The following is a 21,173-nucleotide window of genomic DNA, read 5'->3' as shown; positions in this document are numbered from 1 at the left end:
TACAAAGCATTTTGAAAAAAAGGGGGATAAAAATGAGGAAAAAAACGAAAAACAGACTCGTTAGCTCTGTTTTAAGTACGGTTGTTATCGGTTCACTGCTGTTTCCGGGTGCAGCCGGGGCAAGCAGCAAAGGCGCCTCAACTTCTGTTAAACAGGAGCTTCAATCTGCTGAATCCATTCAGAACAAGATCTCAAGTTCATTAAAGAAAAGCTTTAAAAAGAAAGAAAAAACGACCTTTCTGATTAAATTTAAGGATCAAGCTGACACAGAAAAAGCGGCAAAAGCAGCTGTCAAAAAAGCAAAATCGAAGAAGCTGACTGCCGCTAAGACGGAATATCAAAAGCGTTCTGCCGTTGTGTCATCCTTAAAAGTCACAGCCAATGAATCACAGCAAGACGTCTTAACATACTTGAGCAGCCAGAAAAATAAAGGAAATGCAGACCAGATCCACTCTTATTATGTGGTGAATGGGATCGCTGTTCATGCCTCAAAAGAGGTTATGGAAAAAGTAGCGCAGTTCCCCGAAGTGGAAAAGGTGCTTCCAAATGAGAAACGGCAGCTTTTTAAGTCATCCTCCCCATTTAATATGAAAAAAGCGCAAAAAGCTGTCAAAGCAACTGACGGTGTGGAATGGAATATAGACCAAATCGACGCCCCGAAAGCTTGGGAACTTGGATACGATGGAACTGGCACAGTTGTCGCGTCTATTGATACTGGTGTGGAATGGAACCATCCGGCATTAAAACAGAAATATCGCGGATATAATCCGGAAAATCCTGATGAGCCTAATAATGAAATGAACTGGTATGATGCCGTAGCAGGCGAAGCAAGCCCTTATGATGATCTGGCTCATGGGACCCACGTGACAGGTACGATGGTGGGATCTGAACCCGATGGAACAAATCAAATCGGTGTAGCGCCTGGCGCAAAATGGATTGCTGTAAAAGCGTTCTCCGAAGAGGGCGGCACTGATGCTGACATTTTAGAGGCGGGTGAATGGGTTTTAGCTCCAAAGGATGCAGAGGGCAATCCTCACCCGGAAATGGCTCCTGATGTTGTCAATAACTCATGGGGCGGGGGCTCAGGACTTGATGAATGGTACAGAGATATGGTCAATGCCTGGCGTGCGGCCGATATTTTCCCTGAGTTTTCAGCGGGGAATACGGATCTCTTTATTCCGGGCGGACCTGGTTCTATCGCAAACCCGGCAAACTATCCGGAATCGTTTGCAACTGGCGCGACTGATATTAACAAAAAGCTCGCTGACTTTTCTCTTCAAGGGCCATCTCCATATGATGAAATAAAGCCGGAAATTTCTGCACCGGGCGTAAATATCCGGTCTTCCGTTCCCGGCCAGGCATATGAGGACGGATGGAACGGCACATCAATGGCAGGGCCGCATGTGTCTGCTGTTGCTGCACTGCTGAAACAGGCGGATGCCTCACTTTCTGTCGATGAGATGGAGGATATATTAACGAACACGGCTGAACCACTGACGGATTCAACATTTCCTGATTCTCCGAATAACGGATACGGCCATGGTTTGGTGAACGCTTTTGATGCTGTATCAGCTGTTACAGATGGTTTAGGAAAAGCAGAAGGACAAGTTTCTGTAGAGGGAGATGATCAAGAGCCTCCTGTCTATCAGCATGAGAAAGTAACAGAAGCCTATGAAGGCGCCAGCCTGCCGCTGACTTTGACAGCTGAAGACAATGTGAGTGTGACGTCTGTAAAACTGTCCTATAAGCTGGATCAAGGTGAATGGACAGAAGTAACGGCTAAACGAATCAGCGGTGATCACCTGAAAGGAACGTATCAGGCAGAGATTCCAAACATTAAAGGAGCTGCACTAAGCTATAAGTGGATGATTCAGGATTTTGGCGGCCATGTCGTTGAGTCTGACACATACGATGTAACTGTGAAGCCAAGCATCACGGTGGGATACAAGCAGGACTTTGAAGCTGCACCCGGCGGCTGGATTGCAAGCGGAACAAATAATAACTGGGAATGGGGAGTTCCGTCGTCAGGCCCTACTACAGCAGCATCAGGAGAAAAAGTATATGGAACAAACCTGGCAGGAAACTATGCCAATTCAGCAAACATGAATCTCGTAATGCCTCCTGTTGAAGTGCCGGATTCAGGAAACCTGTTTCTTCAATTTAAAAGCTGGCACCATTTAGAGGATGATTTTGATTACGGCTACGTTTTTGTTCTTCCGGAAGGCGAAAAGAATTGGGAGCAGGCTGGTGTCTATAATGGAAAGACATCAAGCTGGACGGATGAAGAAATTGATTTATCCGCTTATAAAGGTCAAAACATTCAAGTGATGTTTAACCTTCAATCAGATGAAAGCATAGCAAAAGAGGGCTGGTACATTGATGATGTAGTGCTTTCTGACAAATCGGCCGGAAAAACAGTCAAAAAGAATAAGCTGGGTGTCGAAAAGCCTTCTGGAAAGCAAAAGAAAAAGCCAGTCAATCCGAAAAAGGCTAAGCCATCTGCAAACACAGCGGTAAAAAATCAGAGTAAAGATATACAGCCTCAGGTTTTGCCGATCAGGGCACAAGTCAGTGTCGTGGAAACAGGAAAATCAACATATTCGGATCAATCCACAGGGCAGTACACGCTGACACACAAAGCGGGAGATTATACGCTTAAGGCAGAAGCGTACGGTTATCAATCGAAAACCCAAAAAGTTTCTCTGCAGGCAGATCAGACGACACAAGCTAATTTTACGTTAGAGGAAATGAAGAAGGGGACATTAAAAGGCACAGTCATTAATAAAACGACAGGAGAGCCGGTAAAAGGCGCCACCGTCTATGTTATAGAGGATGCTGCGGTTGAACCTGCTACAACAAACGAAAAAGGCGAATATACGCTTGAAGCTTATGAAGGCGCTTATACGATTAAAGTCGCTGCACCGGGTTATTACAGCGATGAATTTACCGTTGATTTAAAAGGTGATGTTACGAAGGAAACTGTACTGAAGCCTTTCGTCGGTTATCCGGGTGAGATTGCATATGATGACGGAACGGCGGAAAATGCCAATTCCTATTTTGCAGCAGGTAACGGATGGGCGGTAAAAATGACGTTGGCTGACGGCAAGGACAAAGGTATGCTTACAGGCGGACTGTTCAGATTCTGGGATACAGAGTTCCCTGATCCTGGCGGCACCGAGTTTAAGGTTGAGGTATACGATGCTACAGGAGAAGACGGAGCACCAGGCAAAAAAATTGCCGGGCCATTTAACGCCGAAGCCCTTCGCAATGGCGAATGGACCAAGGTAGATCTCAGTTCAAAAGGGATTATGGTCGATAAAGACTTTTATCTCGTGTATATCCAGTCAAAACCTGATCCGTATTCACCTGGACTGGCAATGGATGAAACCGGTCAGAATTCTGGCCGCAACTGGCAGTATATAGATGGACAATGGCAGCCAGGTGACGAAGCGGACGGCAACTATATGATTCGCGCATTAGTTGATTATGAAGCTGCTGTACCTGAAATGACTTCACCGGCAGACAAATCGTACACAAACAAGGAGAACGTTACTGTAAAAGGAAAAGCCTCTCCTGGTACAACAGTACACATTTATAATGGAGAGAAAGAAGCAGGAGAAACGAAAGCTGCTGCGGATGGCACCTTCCAGGCAGGCATCTCACTCAGCAAGGGTGAAAATAAGCTGACGGCCACTGCATCAACAGACAACGGAACTACGGATGCCTCCAGCCCTGTTACAGTCACGCTTGATCAAGTCAAGCCTGAATTGACGCTGGACAATCCAAAGGATGGCGAGAAAACAAATAAAGAAGCACTGACTGTCAAAGGGGCTGTATCCGATGACAATCTGAAAGAAGTCAAGGTGAATGGCAAAAAAGCAACGGTTACAGATGGTTCATACTCAGCCCGTGTTCTCTTGGAGAACGGAAGCAATGAAGTCAAGGTGACTGCCTCTGACTTAGCGGGCAACAAAACGACGAAAAAGGCAGTCATTGACGTTAACTTTGACAAGCCTGTCATTTCCGGATTGATCCCTGGAGAGGACAAAACCTTAAAAGCCGGTGAATCTGTGAAAATCGCTTTCTCAAGCGCAGAAGATTTGGATGCAACGTTTGTCATTCGTCTTCCGCTGACAAATGCAAGGGCGAGTGTGCAAAACGCCACCGAGCTCCCGCTAAGAGAAATTTCTCCGGGGAGATATGAAGGCTATTGGACAGCCACTTCTTCTATTAAAGCAAACGGAGCAAAAGTAGAAGTGATTGTACGAGATGAGTATGGAATTGAAACTAGAAAAACAGCGAATGGAAAACTTTATATCAATACTGAAAATTAAGTGTAAAAAAGCTGCCGTCACAGGCAGCTTTTTTATATACTCTCATTTATTTCCTCGACAAATTAAGCAGATATCCCTGAAAAATTGTATTTTCCTCTCAACATTAATTGACAGACTTTCCCACAGAGCTTGCTTTATACTTATGAAACAAGAAGGGGAACAGCGTGATGCAAGAAAGAAAGGAGTCAGATGTGAAAATCTATTTAGATGTCATTTGGCTGTTAAACTTTTGTTTTGATGCACTTTTACTTTTGCTCACGGCATTTATTTTAAAACGTCATGTGAAAAAAAGGAGACTGATAGGCGGAGCGTTCATCGGTTCAAGTATTGTCCTTTTGATGTTTACTCCTTTTTCGCCGATCGTTGAACATCCGGCCGGGAAGCTGGCTTTTTCAGTTGTGATTGTGATGGCGACATTTGGATTTAAAAGATTTCGTTATTTCTTTCAAAATTTGTTTTCCTTTTATTTTGCCACTTTTTTAATGGGGGGAGGAATTATCGGAGCTCATTCTTTGCTGCAGTCACATTCTGTTGTTCGAAACGGTGTCATGATCACCAATCAAACCGGGTTTGGAGACCCAATCAGCTGGTTGTTTATTGTTGCTGGCTTTCCAGCGTTATGGTTTTTTTCTAAGAGAAGAATTGACGACATTGAAACAAAAAACATTCAATATGAGGAACGAGTCAGCGTACAGGCGGATTTGGGCGGCCAAACGCTTCATGTCAGAGGGCTGATTGATTCCGGTAATCAGCTGTACGATCCTCTTACAAAAACGCCGGTTATGATTATTTACATTGATAAACTGGAGCCGATTTTCGGAGCGGCTGAAACGATGATCATTCGAAACACAGATCCATTGGAAGCGATTGAACAGCTCGATGATTCATTTCGTTTTTTAGATAAAATGAGGCTGATTCCATACAGGGGGGTAGGGCAGCAAAATCAATTTTTATTATGCATTAAACCGGATCACGTAACGATAATGACAAAAGAAGAAATGGTTTCTGCGGATAAATGCTTAATCGGCATCAGCACAACAAAGCTATCGGCAGATGGAGAGTTTGACGCGATTATTCATCCGAAAATGCTTTCGGGCAAGGCCATCAAACACGTTTCATAATGTTCGCAAATGTCCGTTACTTATCATACTCAAACGACGTGACATTTAGAAGGGAGAGGAAGATGAAAAAACTGAAATTGCGACTGACGCACCTCTGGTATAAGCTGCTGATGAAACTTGGATTGAAAAGTGATGAAGTCTATTACATAGGCGGGAGTGAAGCCCTGCCGCCGCCATTATCTAAAGATGAGGAGCAGGTTCTGTTAATGAAGCTCCCAAACGGTGATCAGGCGGCTCGCGCCATTTTGATTGAACGCAATCTGCGTCTGGTCGTCTATATAGCACGGAAATTTGAAAATACAGGAATTAATATAGAGGATTTAATCAGCATCGGCACCATCGGATTAATTAAAGCTGTGAATACGTTCAATCCAGAAAAGAAAATCAAGCTGGCGACCTATGCCTCGCGGTGTATAGAAAATGAAATCCTGATGTATTTAAGAAGAAACAATAAAATTCGTTCAGAGGTTTCCTTTGATGAGCCGCTTAATATTGATTGGGACGGCAATGAGCTTTTGCTTTCTGACGTACTCGGCACTGACGATGACATCATCACAAAAGATATAGAAGCCAACGTAGATAAAAAACTCTTAAAAAAAGCGCTTGAACAGCTCAATGAGAGAGAAAAGCAAATCATGGAGCTGCGGTTTGGGCTTGTCGGCGAAGAAGAAAAGACTCAAAAGGATGTAGCGGATATGATGGGGATTTCTCAGTCCTATATTTCGCGTCTTGAGAAAAGAATTATAAAAAGATTGAGAAAAGAGTTCAACAAAATGGTGTAAAATTTTTTATGGTTATAACCCCTTGATTTTACAGGGATTTCCTGATTTCGACTGTTTTTCGGTCTGAGTGCAGTGCATATTTTTCCCACCCAAGGAGATACTTAACGTTGTACAGCAGCTCCTGTAGGGAGGGAAAAAAGTGTCTAGGAATAAAGTCGAAATCTGCGGGGTGGATACCTCCAAATTACCAGTACTCAAGAATGAAGAGATGAGAAAGCTGTTTAGGCAGCTGCAGGATGAAGGCGATGATTCAGCCAGAGAAAAGCTTGTAAACGGGAACTTGCGTCTTGTCTTAAGTGTCATTCAAAGATTTAATAACAGAGGGGAGTATGTTGATGACTTATTTCAGGTCGGCTGCATCGGACTAATGAAATCCATTGATAATTTTGACCTAAGCCACAATGTTAAGTTTTCAACATACGCTGTACCTATGATTATCGGAGAGATCCGCAGGTATTTACGCGATAATAACCCGATCCGTGTTTCAAGATCGCTTCGGGACATCGCTTACAAGGCGCTTCAGGTAAGAGAGCGGTTAATCAGTGAGACAAGCAAGGAGCCGACTGCAGAAGACATCGCAAAAGTTCTTGAGGTACCGCATGAGGAAATCGTATTTGCGCTTGATGCCATCCAGGATCCGGTTTCTCTATTTGAACCGATCTATAACGACGGCGGAGACCCGATCTATGTGATGGACCAAATCAGTGATGAGCGCAATACAGATTCACAATGGATTGAAGAGCTGGCTTTAAAAGAGGGCATGAGAAGGCTGAATGATAGGGAAAAAATGATTTTGAGAAAGCGCTTCTTCCAAGGGAAAACACAAATGGAAGTAGCCGAGGAAATCGGGATTTCCCAAGCGCAGGTGTCCAGGCTTGAAAAAGCGGCTATCAAACAAATGAATAAGAATATTCATCAATAATGAAATGAAAAGCCTTTAAAACAATTTTTGTTTTAAAGGCTTTTCTATTGATTGCGGGTTGTTTACGTTTTGGAAAAAATAAGGTATCCTAGTCACAAAGTTTTATGAAAATTAAAACAATTATAATAGAAGTTTAGAGGAGGACCACGATGATTTTGCAGCTTGACAATGTCTCACTAAAACGAAATGGAAAATGGATACTGAGGGATATTCATTGGAAGGTGGAGGAAAAGGAAAATTGGGTGCTTTACGGATTAAATGGTGCCGGAAAGACAGCGCTGTTAAATATGCTTTGCTCATATTACTTTCCAACATCAGGCGAGATGCAGGTGCTTGGCCATGAATTTGGTAAAACCGAGCTTGGGGAGAAGCTCAGACGGAAAATTGGCCTCGTCTCAGCGGGTCTTCAGCAAAAATTATATCCGGCAGATTCAGCCTTTGAGATTGCGTTGAGCGGAGCTTACGCTTCGATAGGATTATATGAAACGCCAAGTGCGGAAATCAGGGAAAAAGCGATTGGTTTGTTAGAGGATTTGGGTGCAATAGAATATGCCGACCGCCGCTATGAAACCCTTTCTCAAGGAGAAAAACAAAGAGCCTTGATTGCAAGAGCGCTAATGGCCGATCCGGAGCTGCTGATACTGGACGAACCGGTCACAGGGCTGGATTTTATTGCCCGGGAAAAGCTGTTAGACACGATTACATATATTGCAAACAAAGAAAATGCGCCATCGATCCTTTATGTGACACATCATGCGGAAGAAATTTTACCGGTCTTTGACAAAGCCCTTTTGTTAAAACAGGGAGAGGTCTTTAGATCAGGAGAAATAAAGGAAATGCTCACTGATCACATACTTTCCGCTTTTTTTGATACGCCAATCCATGTATTATGGAATCAGGATCGGCCGTTTTTAACAAGAGCCGAGCCGATAACCAATGCCTGACAAACACATATAGATTCATCCTAGGGGTGCTTTGCGAAGCTGAGAGAGACATTGTCTCAACCCTTTTGACCTGATCTGGATCATGCCAGCGGAGGGAAGCGGTGAAATAGCGGAGTACATAGGACTCTGTTTGTTTTTACTAAGCCGTTTCATAACATTTGAAACGGCTTTTTGATTTTTAAGAATAGGAGCGGATCACATTGAATCAACAAATAGACTCTCTGTTAAAAAAGGTGGAAGATCAAAAGGAGGAGCTTATTCAGCTGGCAAAAACGCTGATTTCTTATCAAACACCTGCTCCGCCTGCAAGAAATACAGACGGCATTCAGTCATGGATTGCTCGGTTTTTAAATGAAATGGGATTCTCGATCGACAAATGGGACGTGTACCCGGGAGATCCCAATGTTGTAGGCCTGCTAAAGGGAACAGATGCAGCAGACTATCATAGCTTGATCATCAATGGTCATGTAGATGTGGCAGAGGTAAAAGAGGATGAGGATTGGGAGCATGATCCGTTTCATCCAATTGAAAAAAACGGTTTCTTAATCGGACGGGGTGCTTCTGATATGAAAGGCGGAATGGCGTGTGTGCTGTTTGCGGTCAAATTGATTCGTGAAGCCGGCATTGAACTTCCCGGTGATTTGATTCTGCAATCGGTTATCGGGGAGGAAGTTGGAGAAGCCGGTACGCTTGAGTGCTGTAAGAGGGGCTATCGCGCTGATTTTGCAGTTGTCGCAGATACGAGCGATATGCATATTCAAGGCCAAGGCGGTGTCATTACAGGCTGGATCGAAATCAAAAGCAGTCAAACGTTTCATGATGGGACGAGGCGGAATATGATTCATGCAGGCGGAGGAACATTCGGGGCAAGCGCAATTGAAAAAATGGCAAAAATCATTGCGGGGCTCGGTGAACTTGAGCGCCACTGGTCCATTATGAAAAGTTATCCCGGCTTTAAACCAGGCACAAATACGATTAACCCGGCTGTCATTGAAGGCGGCAGACATGCGGCTTTTATAGCGGACGAGTGCCGGCTGTGGATCACAGTCCATTTTTACCCGAATGAAACCCATGACCAAGTGGCAGCGGAAATAGAAGATTACATCAATCGGCTGAGTGACAGTGATGTTTGGCTTAGGGAAAACCGCCCTGTTTTTAATTGGGGAGGCTCATCTATGATTGAAGACAGAGGAGAAATTTTTCCGGCACTGGAAGTTGATCCTGGCCACCCAGGCGTCTCAGCGCTTACTGTGTCTCATGAGAAAGTGAAACGGGAGCGCCCGGTTATGGACGTTTCTCAATCCGTTACAGACGGGGGATGGCTGTATAATGCCGGCATTCCATGCGTGATATACGGTCCTGGCGATCTGCACAATGCACACTCCGTAAACGAGGAGGTATCGATTGAGCAGCTGGTAGATTATACAAAAATCATGCTCGATTTTATCATCAGCTGGTGCAGCCGTAAAAAAGAACAGTGATCATGAAAATTTCTTCTTGCTGACAAGGTTCAGCCCGCCCGTTCATATACTGGAAAAAAGGACGGAAAAAGGACGTGATGGGATGATCAGCATTTCTGAATTTCAGGTGAAGGATGTCGTCAATGTCTCAAACGGAAAAAAGCTGGGGAGCATTGGTGATATAGATATCAATGTGACCACTGGAAAAATTCAAGCGATCATACTGGGAGGAAATGGGAAGGTTCTCGGTTTTTTTGGAAAAGAAGAGGAATTGGTCATTCCATGGCGAAATATAGTAAAAATCGGGGAAGACGTGATCTTGGTCCGATTAAGTGAACCGCATGCATAACCTGCTTTGTCTGCCGCGGATTGGCAAATGCCGGAAGTCTCGATTCTTCCGGCACATTTCATTTAGAAATATGCAAATCGGCGCTCAACGAATGCAGAAAGATGTGGTAAAATAAGTGGGAAATTCCGCTTTTTTAAATGTTTGTCGAAAGGTTGGATCATCATGAATACATATCACCCATTCAGTCTTACCACACCCTCGACACTCATGATACAAGACTGGACACAAACGAATCAAAACAACAGAGAAGTCATTGCCGGATTTACTACGAAAAACGGCGGTGTCAGCCAAAAGCCTTTTGAATCGTTAAATACAGGATTGCACGTTCATGACAAAGATGCAGATGTAGTTAAAAATCGTGAATATATTGCCGATATGTTTAATATTGATTTGCAGTCTTGGGTATTTGCTGATCAGACACATGATAATCGCGTTCAGAAAGTGACGCAGAGGGATAGGGGAAAAGGCGCCCGTGAGTATCACACGGCTTTAAAAGCAACGGACGGGCTCTACACAAATGAAAAGAATGTGGTTTTGGCATTATGCTTTGCTGATTGTGTGCCTCTTTTCTTTTATGATCCGGTTAAATCGCTTGTCGGGGTCGCCCATGCCGGGTGGAAAGGCACTGTCAAACAGATTGGCAGAGAAATGGTGAAGCAATGGACCGGGCAGGAAGGTTCAAAGCTCTCAGATATTTATGCTGTTATCGGACCGTCTATCAGCGGAGCATGCTATACGGTAGACGATCGTGTCATGGATGCTGTCCGCGCATTGCCGGTTTCAGCAGAACGTGCCGTAAATCAGACGGGAAAGGGACAATATCAGCTTGATCTGAAAGAGCTGAACCGCCTCATACTGATCGACAGCGGTTTGGCAAATGAACAGATTTCTGTCAGCGGTTTATGCACAGAAAGTGAGCAGTCGCTTTTCTATTCTCACCGCCGCGATCAGGGGAAAACTGGACGGATGATGTCCTTTATCGGAATGAAGGAGGCATAAAAGATCTTGCGTGTTGTTGATAATTTACGACATATAAACGAACGAATAAACGAAGCATGTAACAGATCGGGCCGCAGCTCCGATGAAGTTACGGTTATTGCTGTCACAAAATATGTATCGCCTGAAAGAGCACAGGAGGCAGTGGATGCGGGCATCACCTGCCTCGGAGAGAATCGGGACGCGGAACTGCTCCGCAAACAGGAAATGATGAAAGGGAATCCTGAATGGCATTTTATCGGCAGTCTTCAATCAAGAAAAGCAAAAGCTGTCGTCAATGCGGTTTCCTATATCCATTCCTTAGACCGGCTCTCATTAGCGAAAGAAATTGAAAAACGGGCTGAAGGTACTGTCCAATGCTTTGTGCAGGTCAATACCTCTCTTGAGCCTTCTAAACACGGCATGAAAAAAGAAGAAGTCATTCCCTTCATACAGGAGCTTTCCGGTTTCGAACACATCGTTGTGTCCGGACTGATGACAATGGCTCCGCTGACTGATGATCAAGATCAGATCAGAAGCTGTTTTCGGGCGCTGAGAGAACTCCGTGACCAGGTTCAGGAGCTGAAACAGCCAAACGCTCCGTGTATTGAACTGTCGATGGGCATGTCAAATGATTTTGAAATTGCAATTGAAGAAGGGGCTACTTATATTAGAATCGGCTCATCGTTAGTCGGAAATGAAACAGGGGGTGTACAGCAATGAGTATGAAAAATAAACTGAAAAACTTTTTCTCGATGGATGAGGAAGAATACGAATATGAATATATTGAGACAGAGCGGGAGTCTCAAGAAGAGCATGAGCAAAAAGAAAAGCCGGCTTATGCCGCAAACAAACCTGCGGGCAAACAGAATGTAGTAAGCTTGCAAAGTGTTCAGAAATCCTCTAAAGTGGTGTTGAGTGAGCCGCGCGTTTATGCGGAGGCCCAGGAAATAGCCGACCATTTGAAGAACCGGCGGGCAGTCGTCGTCAATCTTCAGCGGATACAGCATGACCAGGCTAAGCGGATTGTTGACTTTTTAAGCGGAACCGTTTATGCCATCGGCGGCGATATTCAAAGAATCGGCTCGGATATTTTCCTCTGCACGCCTGACAACGTAGATGTATCAGGCACAATTTCTGAGCTCATATCTGAAGACGAACATCAGAGGTGGTAAAGCGAGATGATCCTTTATCAAGTTTTTTCGGTTTTAAGCTTATTAATTACAATATACTCATTTGCCCTGATCATATATATTTTTATGTCATGGGTGCCGAGTACGAGGGAAACGGCAGTCGGGCGTTTTTTAGCTTCGATTTGTGAACCATATCTCGAACCATTCAGAAAAATCATCCCTCCGATCGCAATGCTGGATATTTCACCGATTGTAGCTATACTTGTGCTTCGGTTTGCGACAACCGGCTTGTGGGGGCTTTATCGCATGATTGCGTTTTAAAGTGACAGTTTGATAGGGGCTTGGCAGCAGCCAAGCCTCTTTACATAGAAGGGAAAGACGATGAACGATATCTATCAGCACTTCAGAAAAGACGAGCGGGCCTTTATTGATCAGGCGCTCGAATGGAAAAGTATTGTCCAGGAGCAGTACCGGATGAAACTGACTGACTTTTTAGATCCCCGAGAGCAGGTCATCCTCTCTGCTGTTACCGGACAGGCAGATGTTGGGCTTGCTTTTTCCGGCGGCTATGACAGAGCGGAACGAAAACGGGCGATCCTCTATCCAGAGTACATCACTCCGGAAGAATCGGATTTTGAACTGCAGGCGTTTAACGTCCGTTATGCTGAAAAGTTTGTCACAGTAGACCACCGTTCTCTCCTAGGTGCATTAATGGGTATAGGCTTAAAGCGGCAAAAGTTTGGTGACATCGTGTTTTCTGAGACATCAGTGCAATTGATTGTCTCAGCCGATACCGCTGATTTTGTCGCTGCACAGCTGACCCAAGCAGGCAAAGCTGCGGTCAGCCTAGAGAAAATTGACTTGTCAGACCTTAACATTCCGGCAATAGATGTCGAAATAAGAGATGACACGGTTTCTTCTTTAAGGCTTGACGCCGTCTGCGCCTCTATGAGTAGGCAATCCCGCCACAAATCACAGACGCTCGTGAAAAACGGACTCGTGAAAGTGAACTGGAAGGTAGTTGAAGATCCTTCATATATGGTAGCAGAAGGGGACATGCTCTCTATCAGAGGTTTTGGACGATGCAGCTTAACAAAAATCGAAGGAAAAACCAAAAAAGACAAATGGAGAGTTACGTTTGAACGACAAAAATAGTCGGTTTTTCAGTTTTTTTCTCCATCTGTGCGAAATTTGTTTTATAATGTGAACTAGATAACCGTACTGAAATGTAAAAATGGAGGTGGCATCATGCCATTAACGCCAAATGATATTCACAACAAGACGTTTACAAAAAGCTTTCGCGGATATGATGAAGATGAAGTAAATGAATTCCTAGCGCAAGTCAGAAAAGATTATGAAATTGTTCTCCGTAAGAAAACTGAGCTTGAAGCGAAAGTCAATGAACTTGATGAAAGAATCGGACACTTTGCCAATATTGAAGAAACGCTGAATAAATCGATTTTAGTTGCTCAAGAAGCGGCTGAAGACGTAAAACGCAATTCTCAAAAAGAAGCAAAGCTGATCGTTCGGGAAGCGGAGAAAAACGCTGATCGTATTATCAACGAATCTTTATCAAAATCAAGAAAAATTGCAATGGAAATTGAAGAGCTGAAAAAACAGTCTAAAGTTTTCAGAACACGTTTCCAAATGCTGATTGAAGCACAGCTCGATCTTCTGAAAAATGACGATTGGGATCATCTGCTTGAGTATGAAGTCGATGCGGTATTTGAGGAAAAGGAATAAATTCTCTGATTATCTTGACATTATCTTAGCTTGTCGAATATAATACGTTCATAAATTCAGATGAAAAGACGGTTGAAAGGGACAGTCATGTTTACTTCAGGCCTTCATAGCGACCCGGAGATGGTGAGAGCCCGGGATGGCCGGAATCATGAAGATCAGCCCTTAAGTTTCCTTTCTGAACTCACAGTAGGTTAGGACGTTCATCACGTTACGATGCTCGAGAGGAAAAAGCGTATGCTAGCTTTTTCTAAAAGGGTGGTACCGCGAGATAAGCTTTCTCGTCCCTTATGGGATGAGAGGGCTTTTTTTATTTTCTGAAAAAATGCAGTGGAGGAATGAAAATGGATTTTAAAGACACGCTCTTAATGCCGAAAACAGATTTCCCGATGCGAGGAAATTTGCCAAACCGTGAGCCTGACATTCAAAAGAAATGGGAGGAACAGGATATCTACCGTCTTGTGCAGGAACGGACGAAAGACCGCCCGAAATTTGTTTTACATGACGGACCTCCGTATGCAAACGGCGACATCCATATGGGACACGCGCTTAACAAGATTTTGAAGGATTTCATTGTCCGTTACAAATCAATGAGCGGCTACAACGCGCCGTATGTACCAGGCTGGGATACACATGGATTGCCGATTGAAACAGCTCTTACAAAAAACAAAAAAGTCAACCGCAAAGAAATGTCAGTAGCGGAATTCCGCAAGCTGTGTGAAGAGTACGCCTGGAAGCAAATCGAGGGGCAGCGTGAGCAGTTCAAACGCCTTGGTGTCCGCGGTGACTGGGAAAACCCGTATGTGACATTAAAACCGGAATACGAAGCGCAGCAAATCCGCGTATTTGGTGAGATGGCAAAACGGGGCTACATTTATAAAGGCCTTAAACCGGTTAACTGGTCACCTTCAAGTGAGTCTGCTTTGGCTGAAGCTGAAATCGAATATCAAGATAAACGTTCAGCATCTATTTACGTTGCTTTCGGTGTGAAAGACGGAAAAGGCGTTCTTGAAAACGGCGAGCGCATCATCATTTGGACAACAACGCCTTGGACAATTCCGGCGAACCTCGGAATTTCAGTGCACCCTGATCTTGAGTACAGCGTGGTTGCAGTTGGTGAAGACCGCTTTGTCGTAGCAAGTGCTTTAGTCGAAAATGTTGCATCTGCATGCGGATTTGATCAATATGAAGTGACAAGAACGATCAAAGGGAAAGACCTTGAGAACATTATCGCTGAACACCCGCTCTATGGCAGAGACTCACTCGTTATGCTTGGCGAACACGTAACAACTGATGCCGGAACAGGTTGTGTTCATACAGCGCCCGGACACGGGGAAGATGATTTTATCATCGGCCAAAAATACGGTTTAGATGTGCTTTGCCCAGTTGATGAAAAAGGTGTAATGACAAGTGAAGCTCCTGGCTTTGAAGGCATGTTCTATGATGATGCGAACAAAGCAATCACACAGCAGCTAGATGAAAAAGGCGCGCTTGTGAAGCTTGAATTCATTACTCACTCTTATCCGCACGATTGGAGAACAAAGAAACCAACCATTTTCAGAGCGACAGCGCAATGGTTTGCGTCTATTAAAGATTTCAGATCAGACCTGCTGGATGCCATTAAAGAAACCAAATGGGTTCCTGAATGGGGCGAGCAGCGTTTGCACAACATGGTGCGTGACCGCGGAGACTGGTGTATTTCCAGACAGCGTGCGTGGGGTGTTCCGATTCCGGTATTTTATGCCGAAAACGGAGAACCGGTTATTACAGATGAAACCATTGAACATGTTTCTGAATTGTTCAGACAGCACGGATCAAACATTTGGTTTGAAAAAGAAGCGAAGGATCTTCTTCCCGAAGGCTTTACGCATCCTGGCAGCCCTAACGGCACATTTACAAAAGAACAGGACATCATGGATGTTTGGTTTGATTCAGGCTCTTCCCATCAAGCGGTGCTTGAAGAACGTGAAGACCTCGTTCGCCCGGCTGATTTATATCTAGAAGGATCAGACCAATACCGCGGCTGGTTTAACTCATCTCTTTCTACAGCAGTAGCCGTAACAGGAAAAGCGCCATATAAAGGTGTGCTCAGCCATGGATTTGCACTGGATGGAGAAGGACGCAAGATGAGTAAATCAATCGGTAACGTCGTTGTTCCAGCTAAAGTCATGAAACAGCTCGGTGCCGACATCTTGAGATTATGGGTGTCTTCAGTTGATTATCAGGCGGATGTTCGTGTGTCTGACGCAATTCTGAAGCAGGTTGCTGAAGTATACCGTAAAATCCGCAATACGTTCCGTTTCCTTCACGGCAACCTATTCGATTTTGATCCAAAAACGAATGCGGTGGCTGTCGAAGACCTTCGCGAAGTGGATCAGTATATGCTGATTAAGCTGAACAAACTGATTGATAAAGTGAAAAAAGCGTATGATGAGTACGAATTTGCGGTTGTGTATCACAGCATCCATAATTTCTGCACAATCGAATTGAGCTCATTCTATCTTGATTTCGCAAAAGATATTGTGTACATCGAGCATGCGGATCATCCGGATAGACGCAGCATGCAGACAGTATTCTATGAAACGCTTCTTGCATTAGTGAAGCTTTCAGCGCCGATTCTTCCTCATACGGCTGACGAATTATGGTCTCATTTAACATTTGTCGAAGAGCAAAGCGTTCAGCTGGCAGACATGCCGGAAACAATTACGGTTCCAAACAGCGAAGCGACAGAAGATAAATTTGACCGCTTTATGGCTATTCGTGATGATGTACTAAAAGCATTAGAAACTGCGCGGAATGAAAAAATTATCGGTAAATCATTGGAAGCGAACCTGAAATTGTATCCAAACAAAGAAAACCAAGAGCTCTTGGCTTCCATTAAAGAAAATCTTTCTCAGCTGTTTATTGTTTCTGAACTAACAATCAGCGAAGAAAATGAAGCGCCGAACGATGCGCAAAGCTTCTCGACAGGCAAAATTGCTGTCGAGAAAGCGGAAGGCGAAATGTGTGAGAGATCCCGTGTGATCTCAAAAGATGTAGGCGCAAATCCGAAATACCCTACACTTTCACTGCGAAACGCAGAAATCGTTGAAAAATACTATCAAAATTAATGAAAAATAGTCCGGCGTTAAAGCCGGGCTTTTTTTGTGCCAAGAGTGACATCGTTTAGAACGGCAGGAAAAATCTTATGGGCTTTAGATCATCATTCACAGGCAACACTATAGGTACTACGTTAAGAGCAGGAGTTGTGATGAATGAATGATCAACTGACCGCAATTTATACGGAACTTCTTCTGATGAAAGAAGAATTACAGTCGAGATTATTTGAGTATTCTTGCTTTCAGGTTTCAACAAGCCCGCAAGCAGCAATCAATCATAAACAAAAAGCAACTCTGATCTATCACATTAAAGAAGAGCTACAAGACGTTCTCCTCGCATTGTCCAAAATCGAAAACGGCACATTCGGATACTGTGAAGAAACCGGGGCTCCCATTCCTCTTTCAAAACTGGCGGTGTTGCCGACTGCCCGAACAGCAAACGATTTTCTTTATTCTGTCCAATTCGAAAAAAAAACGCTTCCGCTGTGGAAATCAACGGATATCGAATATGGTCAGGCACTGTATGAATAACAGTGTCTGGCCAGTTTATATGCCTGATATTTCTTTACTCCAGTGCTTTTTATTGATAAAATGCATAATGGATTAAAGTAACCGTAAACTGGAGGAACGTTTGTGCTGTATTATGTGATTGCACTACTTATTATTGCAGCCGATCAATTGACAAAATGGTTTGTTGTTAAGAACATGGAGCTTGGACAAAGCATTCCGATCATTGATCAGGTATTCTATATCACCTCCCATCGCAATACGGGTGCTGCATGGGGGATATTAGCCGGTCAGATGTGGTTTTTCTACCTCATTACAACCGTGGTTATTATTGGCATTGTTTATTACATACAGCGTTATACAAAAGGACAAAGGCTTCTTGGCGTGGCCCTCGGACTTATGCTTGGCGGTGCCATCGGCAACTTCATCGACCGGGCTGTCAGACAGGAAGTTGTGGATTTTATCCATGTCATTATTGTGGATTATAATTACCCGATTTTTAACATCGCGGACTCTTCACTATGTGTCGGCGTAATGCTTTTATTTATACAAATGCTGTTGGACAGCGGGAAAAAGAAAAAGGAGCAATAGCATGAATCAAATTGATATAACCGCTTCAGAAGAACAAAAAAGTGAGCGGATTGATAAATTTCTGGCATCGACTGAAAATGATTGGTCGAGAACCCAGGTGCAGCAATGGGTGAAAGACGGACAAGTTGTCGTGAACGGAAGCCCTGTAAAATCGAATTATAAAATTCAGCCAGGTGATCAGGTGACCGTCACCGTACCTGAGCCGGAAGCGCTCGACGTGCTGGCAGAACCTATGGATCTGGATATTTATTATGAAGACCAGGATGTGCTGGTCGTCAATAAACCTCGCGGAATGGTTGTGCACCCAGCCCCTGGGCATCTTACGGGTACGCTTGTAAACGGCCTTATGGCTCATTGCACGGACCTTTCCGGAATAAATGGCGTGATGCGTCCAGGGATCGTTCACAGAATCGATAAGGACACGTCCGGCTTATTAATGGTAGCGAAAAATGATATGGCGCATGAGTCTCTCGTGAACCAATTGGTCAACAAAACGGTCACGCGGAAATATACGGCAGTTGTCCACGGGCTTATTTCTCACGATGACGGCACAATTGATGCACCGGTCGGACGAGACAAGAAAGATCGTCAAAGCATGACTGTGACGCGTGATGGCAAAAACGCCGTCACTCATTTTCATGTGCTTGAGCGTTTTCAGGATTTTACGTTGGTGGAATGCCAGCTTGAAACAGGGAGAACGCATCAAATTCGTGTTCATATGAAATATATCGGATTTCCATTAGCAGGCGATCCAAAATACGGTCCAAGAAAAACGATCGATTTTAACGGCCAGGCCCTTCACGCCGGAATATTAGGTTTTGATCATCCTCGTACCGGTGAATATGTCGAATTTGAAGCGCCGCTCCCGGAGGATATGGCAGAATTAATCGAAAACCTCAGAAAAAACGGTTGACAGACTGTTTCTTTTCTGAAATAATAAACGAAGCTGAATAGATTCTTTAAAACAGTCCAGAGAGGCTGAGAAGGATAACGGATAGACGGGATGCGTGTATATGCGCGCACCTTGTCCTAAAACCCCTCTATGCTCTGGCAGGAGGGGTTTTTTTCTTCTATATGAACTGTGAGGTGTCACACATTGAATCAAAAAGCTGTCATTCTCGACGAACAGGCAATCAGACGGGCACTGACCAGGATTGCTCATGAAATGATCGAACGCAATAAAGGAATGAATAACTGCATCCTTGTCGGCATCAAGACAAGAGGGATTTACTTGGCAAAACGCCTTGCAGAACGAATCGAACAGATTGAAGGGAATCCTGTAACAGTTGGCGAAATTGATATTACTCTTTACAGAGACGATCTTTCCAAAAAAACGAGCAACGAAGAACCGCTTGTGAAAGGTGCAGATATTCCTGTAGACATTACAGATCAAAAAGTCATTCTCGTTGACGATGTCCTGTACACCGGAAGAACGGTCAGAGCAGGTATGGATGCGCTTGTTGATGTAGGCAGACCTTCCTCCATTCAGCTGGCTGTGCTTGTTGACAGAGGACACCGGGAGCTGCCGATCCGAGCGGATTATATCGGGAAAAACATCCCGACATCAAAAGCTGAAAAGGTTATGGTTCAGCTTGATGAGGTAGATCAAAACGATCTCGTCGCCATTTATGAAAATGAATAATAGATCACCTTTTTAAAGGCAATCCAGAGAGGTTGCAAAGAGGTGCACAACGAAGTCCTGAAAGTATTCGGCAGGTCTTTGTATGCCTCTTTGCGTAAAAATAGCAAAGAGGTTTTTTTATACAGTCATTGAGTCATCCTAAAATGAAAGTCAACAATCAGGGGGAAATCATCATGAGTAAGAAAAAAGTAAATTTAGGAGTCAGGGATGTCCCGACACCTTTCTCTTGGGTTTCATTCAGCCTGCAGCATTTGTTTGCCATGTTTGGCTCAACGATTTTGGTTCCGAAGCTGGTCGGAATGAGTCCTGCTGTGGCATTGGTGACAAGCGGCATCGGGACACTTGCTTACCTTCTTATAACGAAAGGGCAAATTCCGGCGTATCTCGGTTCATCCTTCGCCTTTATTTCTCCAATCATACTGGTAAAAGCGACCGGCGGGCCGGGAGCGGCAATGGTCGGGGCGTTTCTTGCAGGGTTAGTGTACGGGCTGATTGCCTTATTGATCAGGCAGCTTGGAACAGGATGGCTGATGAAGATTCTCCCGCCTGTAGTTGTAGGCCCTGTTATTATCGTCATCGGGCTGGGTCTGGCAAGTACTGCGGTAAACATGGCGATGTACGCTGATCCGAACGCGAGTGAATTGGTCTACAGCTTAAAGCACTTCAGTGTCGCAGGAGTTACGCTGGCCATCACGATTATTTGCGCGATTTTCTTGCGAGGGTTTCTGAGCCTGATTCCGGTTTTGATCGGAATTATCGGCGGATACTTGTTCGCCCTTACTCAAGGGATTGTCAACTTTCAGCCGGTGCTTGACGCGAAATGGTTTGCAGTGCCTGAATTTATCATCCCGTTCAAAGACTATTCACCGTCAGTAACACTCGGCATCGCAGCGGCAATGGTTCCCGTCGCGTTTGTGACAATGTCAGAGCATATCGGCCATCAAATGGTACTGAGCAAAGTCGTCGGACAAGATTTCATTAAGAAGCCGGGGCTTCATCGCTCCATTATGGGGGACAGCGTGGCGACAATCCTTGCTTCCCTGATCGGCGGTCCGCCGACAACGACTTACGGGGAAAACATTGGCGTGCTGGCCATCACAAGAGTATTCAGCGTCTTTGTCATCGGCGGCGCGGCAGTGATTGCCCTTTGCTTCGGCTTTATCGGCAAAATCTCAGCGCTGATCAGTTCAGTACCGTCAGCGGTCATGGGAGGCGTCTCCTTCCTGCTGTTCGGAATCATCGCTTCGAGCGGTCTGAGAATGCTGATTGACAACAAAATTGATTATGAAAACAACAGAAACCTCATTATTACATCAGTTATCCTTGTGATCGGTGTAGGAGGCGCATTTATCCAAGTGTCTCAAGGGGGATTCCAAGTGTCGGGAATGGCGCTTGCAGCAATAGTCGGTGTCATCTTAAACCTGATTCTTCCACAGCCGAAGGAAGAGCAGGCAGATACATCTGAACAACATCATATCTAAAACCTTTTAAAGAAAGTCCAGAGAGGCTTGGAAGGGTTATGAAGAGAAGGAAGCTTCAATGCTGCCCTCTATTTAACCATACCCCGAGTCTATC

19 protein-coding genes, 1 riboswitch and 1 other annotated feature are annotated in these 21,173 nt (G+C 44.5%); all 19 genes read left to right on the top strand.

From position 1 onward, the window contains the following. Positions 1-32 precede the first annotated feature (32 nt). The 19 genes from CVV77_RS04660 to pyrP all read left to right on the top strand — a co-directional run bounded on the left by CVV77_RS04660 (position 33) and on the right by pyrP (position 21,079). Positions 33-4,334, top strand: a complete 4,302-nt coding sequence (locus tag CVV77_RS04660) for a S8 family peptidase (RefSeq protein WP_100274743.1) — start codon at positions 33-35, stop codon at positions 4,332-4,334. A gap of 191 nt (positions 4,335-4,525) precedes the next feature. Beyond that, complete coding sequence (gene spoIIGA, locus CVV77_RS04655) at positions 4,526-5,455, top strand: sigma-E processing peptidase SpoIIGA (RefSeq protein WP_029316827.1); 930 nt, start codon at positions 4,526-4,528, stop codon at positions 5,453-5,455. A gap of 62 nt (positions 5,456-5,517) precedes the next feature. Further along, complete coding sequence (gene sigE / locus CVV77_RS04650; protein ID WP_003221446.1) at positions 5,518-6,237, top strand: RNA polymerase sporulation sigma factor SigE; 720 nt, start codon at positions 5,518-5,520, stop codon at positions 6,235-6,237. A gap of 139 nt (positions 6,238-6,376) precedes the next feature. Further along, on the top strand, positions 6,377-7,159 hold the full coding sequence (sigG, locus tag CVV77_RS04645) for an RNA polymerase sporulation sigma factor SigG (RefSeq protein WP_009967190.1): 783 nt from the start codon (positions 6,377-6,379) through the stop codon (positions 7,157-7,159). Between the two features lie 149 nt (positions 7,160-7,308). After that, positions 7,309-8,103: an ABC transporter ATP-binding protein gene (locus CVV77_RS04640; RefSeq protein ID WP_019258343.1), complete on the top strand. Its 795-nt coding sequence runs from the start codon at positions 7,309-7,311 to the stop codon at positions 8,101-8,103. A 12-nt stretch (positions 8,104-8,115) separates the two neighbouring features. Next, positions 8,116-8,217: riboswitch (TPP riboswitch) on the top strand. An 86-nt stretch (positions 8,218-8,303) separates the two neighbouring features. Further along, positions 8,304-9,584 carry an acetylornithine deacetylase gene (locus CVV77_RS04635; protein WP_019258344.1) on the top strand — a complete coding sequence of 427 codons (1,281 nt, stop codon included), beginning with the start codon at positions 8,304-8,306 and terminating at the stop codon, positions 9,582-9,584. Between the two features lie 82 nt (positions 9,585-9,666). Continuing rightward, a complete protein-coding gene (locus CVV77_RS04630) occupies positions 9,667-9,912 on the top strand; it encodes a YlmC/YmxH family sporulation protein (RefSeq protein ID WP_003232153.1) in 246 nt (81 codons plus the stop codon). A gap of 162 nt (positions 9,913-10,074) precedes the next feature. Further along, complete coding sequence (gene pgeF / locus CVV77_RS04625; protein ID WP_019258345.1) at positions 10,075-10,911, top strand: peptidoglycan editing factor PgeF; 837 nt, start codon at positions 10,075-10,077, stop codon at positions 10,909-10,911. A gap of 6 nt (positions 10,912-10,917) precedes the next feature. Then, the gene (locus tag CVV77_RS04620; protein WP_100274742.1) at positions 10,918-11,610 is read left to right on the top strand and encodes a YggS family pyridoxal phosphate-dependent enzyme; all 693 of its coding nucleotides are present in this window, start codon (positions 10,918-10,920) and stop codon (positions 11,608-11,610) included. After that, the gene (gene sepF, locus CVV77_RS04615; RefSeq protein WP_019258347.1) at positions 11,607-12,062 is read left to right on the top strand and encodes a cell division protein SepF; all 456 of its coding nucleotides are present in this window, start codon (positions 11,607-11,609) and stop codon (positions 12,060-12,062) included. The genes CVV77_RS04620 and sepF overlap by 4 nt, the downstream gene beginning before the upstream one ends. A gap of 6 nt (positions 12,063-12,068) precedes the next feature. Next, positions 12,069-12,341, top strand: a complete 273-nt coding sequence (locus CVV77_RS04610; RefSeq protein WP_003221463.1) for a YggT family protein — start codon at positions 12,069-12,071, stop codon at positions 12,339-12,341. A 60-nt stretch (positions 12,342-12,401) separates the two neighbouring features. Further along, positions 12,402-13,175, top strand: a complete 774-nt coding sequence (locus CVV77_RS04605) for a YlmH family RNA-binding protein (protein ID WP_100274741.1) — start codon at positions 12,402-12,404, stop codon at positions 13,173-13,175. 93 nt (positions 13,176-13,268) lie between these two features. Beyond that, a complete protein-coding gene (gene divIVA / locus CVV77_RS04600) occupies positions 13,269-13,763 on the top strand; it encodes a septum site-determining protein DivIVA (protein WP_003221468.1) in 495 nt (164 codons plus the stop codon). A 62-nt stretch (positions 13,764-13,825) separates the two neighbouring features. Then, positions 13,826-14,052, top strand: a binding site (T-box leader). A gap of 52 nt (positions 14,053-14,104) precedes the next feature. Further along, entirely contained in the window at positions 14,105-16,870 is a 2,766-nt protein-coding gene (ileS, locus tag CVV77_RS04595; RefSeq protein ID WP_100274740.1) for an isoleucine--tRNA ligase, read from the top strand. Between the two features lie 144 nt (positions 16,871-17,014). Further along, positions 17,015-17,389, top strand: a complete 375-nt coding sequence (gene ylyA / locus CVV77_RS04590) for a sporulation-related RNA polymerase-binding protein YlyA (protein ID WP_003238661.1) — start codon at positions 17,015-17,017, stop codon at positions 17,387-17,389. Between the two features lie 102 nt (positions 17,390-17,491). Then, a complete protein-coding gene (gene lspA, locus CVV77_RS04585) occupies positions 17,492-17,956 on the top strand; it encodes a signal peptidase II (RefSeq protein ID WP_100274739.1) in 465 nt (154 codons plus the stop codon). A gap of 1 nt (position 17,957) precedes the next feature. Next, positions 17,958-18,869 carry an RluA family pseudouridine synthase gene (locus CVV77_RS04580; RefSeq protein ID WP_019258350.1) on the top strand — a complete coding sequence of 304 codons (912 nt, stop codon included), beginning with the start codon at positions 17,958-17,960 and terminating at the stop codon, positions 18,867-18,869. Between the two features lie 183 nt (positions 18,870-19,052). Next, positions 19,053-19,598 (top strand): bifunctional pyrimidine operon transcriptional regulator/uracil phosphoribosyltransferase, encoded by a 546-nt coding sequence (gene pyrR, locus CVV77_RS04570; RefSeq protein ID WP_003221477.1) that lies wholly within the window; start codon positions 19,053-19,055, stop codon positions 19,596-19,598. Between the two features lie 173 nt (positions 19,599-19,771). Beyond that, on the top strand, positions 19,772-21,079 hold the full coding sequence (gene pyrP, locus CVV77_RS04565) for a uracil permease PyrP (protein WP_019258351.1): 1,308 nt from the start codon (positions 19,772-19,774) through the stop codon (positions 21,077-21,079). Positions 21,080-21,173 lie beyond the last annotated feature (94 nt).

This window comes from Bacillus sp. SN1 (assembly GCF_002796895.1).
Classification (GTDB): Bacteria; Bacillota; Bacilli; order Bacillales; family Bacillaceae; genus Bacillus; species Bacillus inaquosorum.
Note: the sequence above shows the minus strand (reverse complement) of the source record. Positions and strands in the feature narration are given on the sequence as shown.